The organism is Acinetobacter sp. Brlt_5, assembly GCF_051949055.1.
Taxonomy (GTDB): Bacteria; Pseudomonadota; Gammaproteobacteria; order Pseudomonadales; family Moraxellaceae; genus Acinetobacter; species Acinetobacter indicus.
On the sequence record NZ_JAYJLP010000038.1, the window covers coordinates 1 to 3277 of the forward strand.

Annotated in this window: 3 protein-coding genes and 2 pseudogenes; all 5 read right to left on the reverse strand. The window is 38.4% G+C overall.

The features are described from left to right. A pseudogene (locus VF685_RS13950) lies at positions 1-470 on the reverse strand (GMP synthase (glutamine-hydrolyzing)); the annotation flags it as partial. A 56-nt stretch (positions 471-526) separates the two neighbouring features. Continuing rightward, positions 527-1387 (reverse strand): macrolide hydrolase EstT, encoded by an 861-nt coding sequence (estT, locus tag VF685_RS13955; protein ID WP_077782102.1) that lies wholly within the window; start codon positions 1385-1387, stop codon positions 527-529. Between the two features lie 17 nt (positions 1388-1404). Further along, the gene (gene tet(X), locus VF685_RS13960; protein ID WP_044502094.1) at positions 1405-2541 is read right to left on the reverse strand and encodes a tetracycline-inactivating monooxygenase Tet(X); all 1137 of its coding nucleotides are present in this window, start codon (positions 2539-2541) and stop codon (positions 1405-1407) included. Between the two features lie 23 nt (positions 2542-2564). Next, a complete protein-coding gene (locus VF685_RS13965) occupies positions 2565-2942 on the reverse strand; it encodes a hypothetical protein (protein WP_044502095.1) in 378 nt (125 codons plus the stop codon). 154 nt (positions 2943-3096) lie between these two features. Next, positions 3097-3277: pseudogene (locus tag VF685_RS13970) on the reverse strand (hypothetical protein); the annotation flags it as partial.

The window sequence follows — 3277 nt, forward strand, 5'->3', positions numbered from 1 at the left end:
CACTCAATAGTTGCCGGCGGCTTTGAGGAAACATCGTAGGTTACCCGCGAAATACCGGGAATCTCATTAATGATGCGGCTAGAAACCGTTTCTAAAAACTCATACGGCAAGTGTGCCCAGCGCGCTGTCATAAAATCGATAGTTTCTACTGCGCGCAATGCCACCACATACTCATAGCGGCGGGCATCGCCCACTACGCCAACCGACTTCACTGGCAAGAATACAGCGAAGGCTTGGCTGGTTTTGTGATACAGGTCAGCGGCATACAGCTCTTCGATAAAGATGGCATCAGCCAAGCGCAACCTGTCGGCATATTCTTTTTTTACTTCGCCAAGAATACGCACACCCAAGCCAGGGCCAGGGAAGGGATGACGGTAAACCATGTCGTAGGGCAGACCTAACTCCATACCGATCTTGCGCACCTCATCTTTAAACAGCTCGCGCAGCGGCTCCACCAGCTTGAGCGTCATAACACATTGATATTAGCTTCAATCTCTAAACCGTTGATTTGGAAATACATAATACCCTATTTGTTCATTCTTTTGTTATTTGTTGTATGTTGCGTTATTCCATCAATAATTTTATTCCAATCTTCGAAATGTAGTTCGTGTCCGGTTCCATCAAGCGTTATTAGTTTTGAGCCGTTTATCTTTTCAAGTAAAACTGCTGAATTCTTAAAATGCCATATTTTATCGTCCGTTCCGTGTACAATTAAGGTTGGTTGATTGATTTCGCTCAATCTGTTCCAGTATTCTTCACCACCTTGCAGTGCCGCATGATTGAACATACTTATATAGTTATTAGCTCTTTTAAATTCGGCTCTAATCAGTTTTTCACTTCTTTGTTTGTCAAATTGTTTCCTGCCGCTCATCAATTCAGCACCTTGAATTAAATAATTTGCCACACTGTCTTCATTTGTCCAATCTACGGTTTCAGCTTTTCCGTGAAAATCTAAAATACGCGTATCCATTTCAGGAATTGTGGGGTCTGAGTCGCCCCAAGGACCTGATGAGATTAGTGTTATTGAACTTACCCTGTCGGCATATTTTATTGATGCTATTTGAGAAATCAGTCCGCCCAGTGAAATTCCCACAAAATTGGCTTTGACTATTTTATAGCCGTCCAAAATTGAAATAGCATCATGGGTTAAGTCAACAATATCATAGGGGGTTGAACCCGGTTCGTAATTAGTAGATTTTCCTACGTCCCTATTGTCGTAGCGAATAACAAAAAATCCCTTTTCAGATAGTTTCTGGCAAAATTCAGCATCCCAATACAACATGGATACCGTTGCTCCCGCAATCAAGAGTATTGCCGGATCTTTTTCACATCCAAAACTTTCGGTAAAAAGTCTTATTCCGTTTTTTTTAACTATTTTCTCTTTCATTTCCTCGCCTTTCTGTTTTATAGATTCATTAGTTTTTGGAAAGAAAAGTCGAGGCTGAACATTTCCGTTTCGTTTATTATTGATTCTGCCTGTGCTTCTCTTCCATAAGCAAACATTTGCTGTTCATAATTTTCAATAGCCTCTTCAATGCTGTTAAATTTCCCATTGGTCAGATTATCCGACAATATCAAGGCATCCATCAACCCACTGTTTACGCCTTGTCCTGCAAAAGGAGGCATCAAATGAGCAGCATCTCCAATCATCGTTATGGGTAATGGACGCTTACTTTTCCAAGACTTATCTAAGGGAAATATTCGTGTCGCTAACCCTACAAAAGATGATGTCAAACGAATCAGTTCTTTGTAGCGTTCGTCCCAATCGGAAAATTTTTTCAGGAGAAAATCAACGACACTATTTCTGTCTTGAAAATCTACCCGCGTTTTGCTTTTCCATTCATCAGGTGTTTTAAAACTTATTCCAAAATGCAATGCACCATTATTATTAGGATTCGCAAATAATAAATTACCTTGATGAGCAGCCATTAGCCGGTTTCCATTGCAAAGCTGAAAAAATCCAGGACAGTTCACCTCCGGTTGATGAATATCGGCTTGTATATTGAAAGTACCTGTTTCTTCAACTTCCGTGTCGGTAACAAATTTTCTTACTTTAGACATTCCACCATTGGCAATAATAACCAGATCTGCTGTTTCACTCGATTTATCCTCAAAAGTTAGTATCCACTTCTCCTTATCAGGTTCAAGGGTAACAAGTTTTCTATCCCAAATGACGGTATCATTTTGTAAACTATTTAATAGGATAGTCCTTAAGTCATTTCTGTTTATTTCAGGATTGTCAAAACGATTTTCGGGTCTTACATTTTTTGTGGTTAAAATATTGCCCTTTTCATCAACAATATTTACACCCATTGGTAAAGCTAAGTCATAATAAGTTTGTAACAATCCCGCTCTTTTCATTGCTTCCTGTCCCGAATCCCTGTGCAGATCAAGTGTCCCACCAAAAATCCTTGCATCTTGGTCTTTGTCTCTCTCGTAAACTGTAATGTCCACGCCGTTTTGCTGTAACAATCTCGCCATTGTTAATCCAACAGGCCCGGCACCAATTATTGTAATTTTTTTATGTTTTAGTAAAGTCATATTCTTGTTCGCTGGTTTTAATGTCAACTAATGTCTGTCAATTTAATCACTTTGTTTTTTTTAAATTCAAACACGGATTTTCCTGATAACTTTAGCTTTTGCCCTTTTTTTAAGCCGTTCGGAAAGTCAATTGCTAAAATTGCTGTATAATCAATTTCTATTTCAGTGCTGTTGTCAAAATGCCTAAACGATTTAACTGTCTGTGTTCTCTTTGCAAAGTATGTTTTTGCTGTTTCTGCCTGTTGTTTAAACGCTGTTAACCCTTTCAGCGATAAACTTATATCATTATTTTGAATGTTTTCAAAAACAATATTATCGTCAAGGTCTGCAACCATTTTTTTGATATCAAATTGGTTGTATCCATCGATGTAGTTATTGATGATGTTTACTCTGTCGGTCATATTTTGTAATTATTTATCGGTTACATATTGGTGTTGTCTGTAGGTTGTTCTACGATAATTGCCAACTTTTAACTTCTATACGAAGGAACATGTTGGGATACTTGAACTTTCGATTTAGCGCCAACACGAGCAAACCGAAGTTAGCACCTACTCTCTATTCAGCATATTTTTTAAAAATACTTGTGGCAATGTGTCCGCCAAAACCAAAAGTATTACTCATTGCGTAATTCACTTGCCGTTGTTGTGATTGGTGTAACGTCAAGTTAAATATATCCCTATATTCAGGTTCAATATCTACCGAATTGATTGTTGGCGGAACAATGTTATTCTGAACA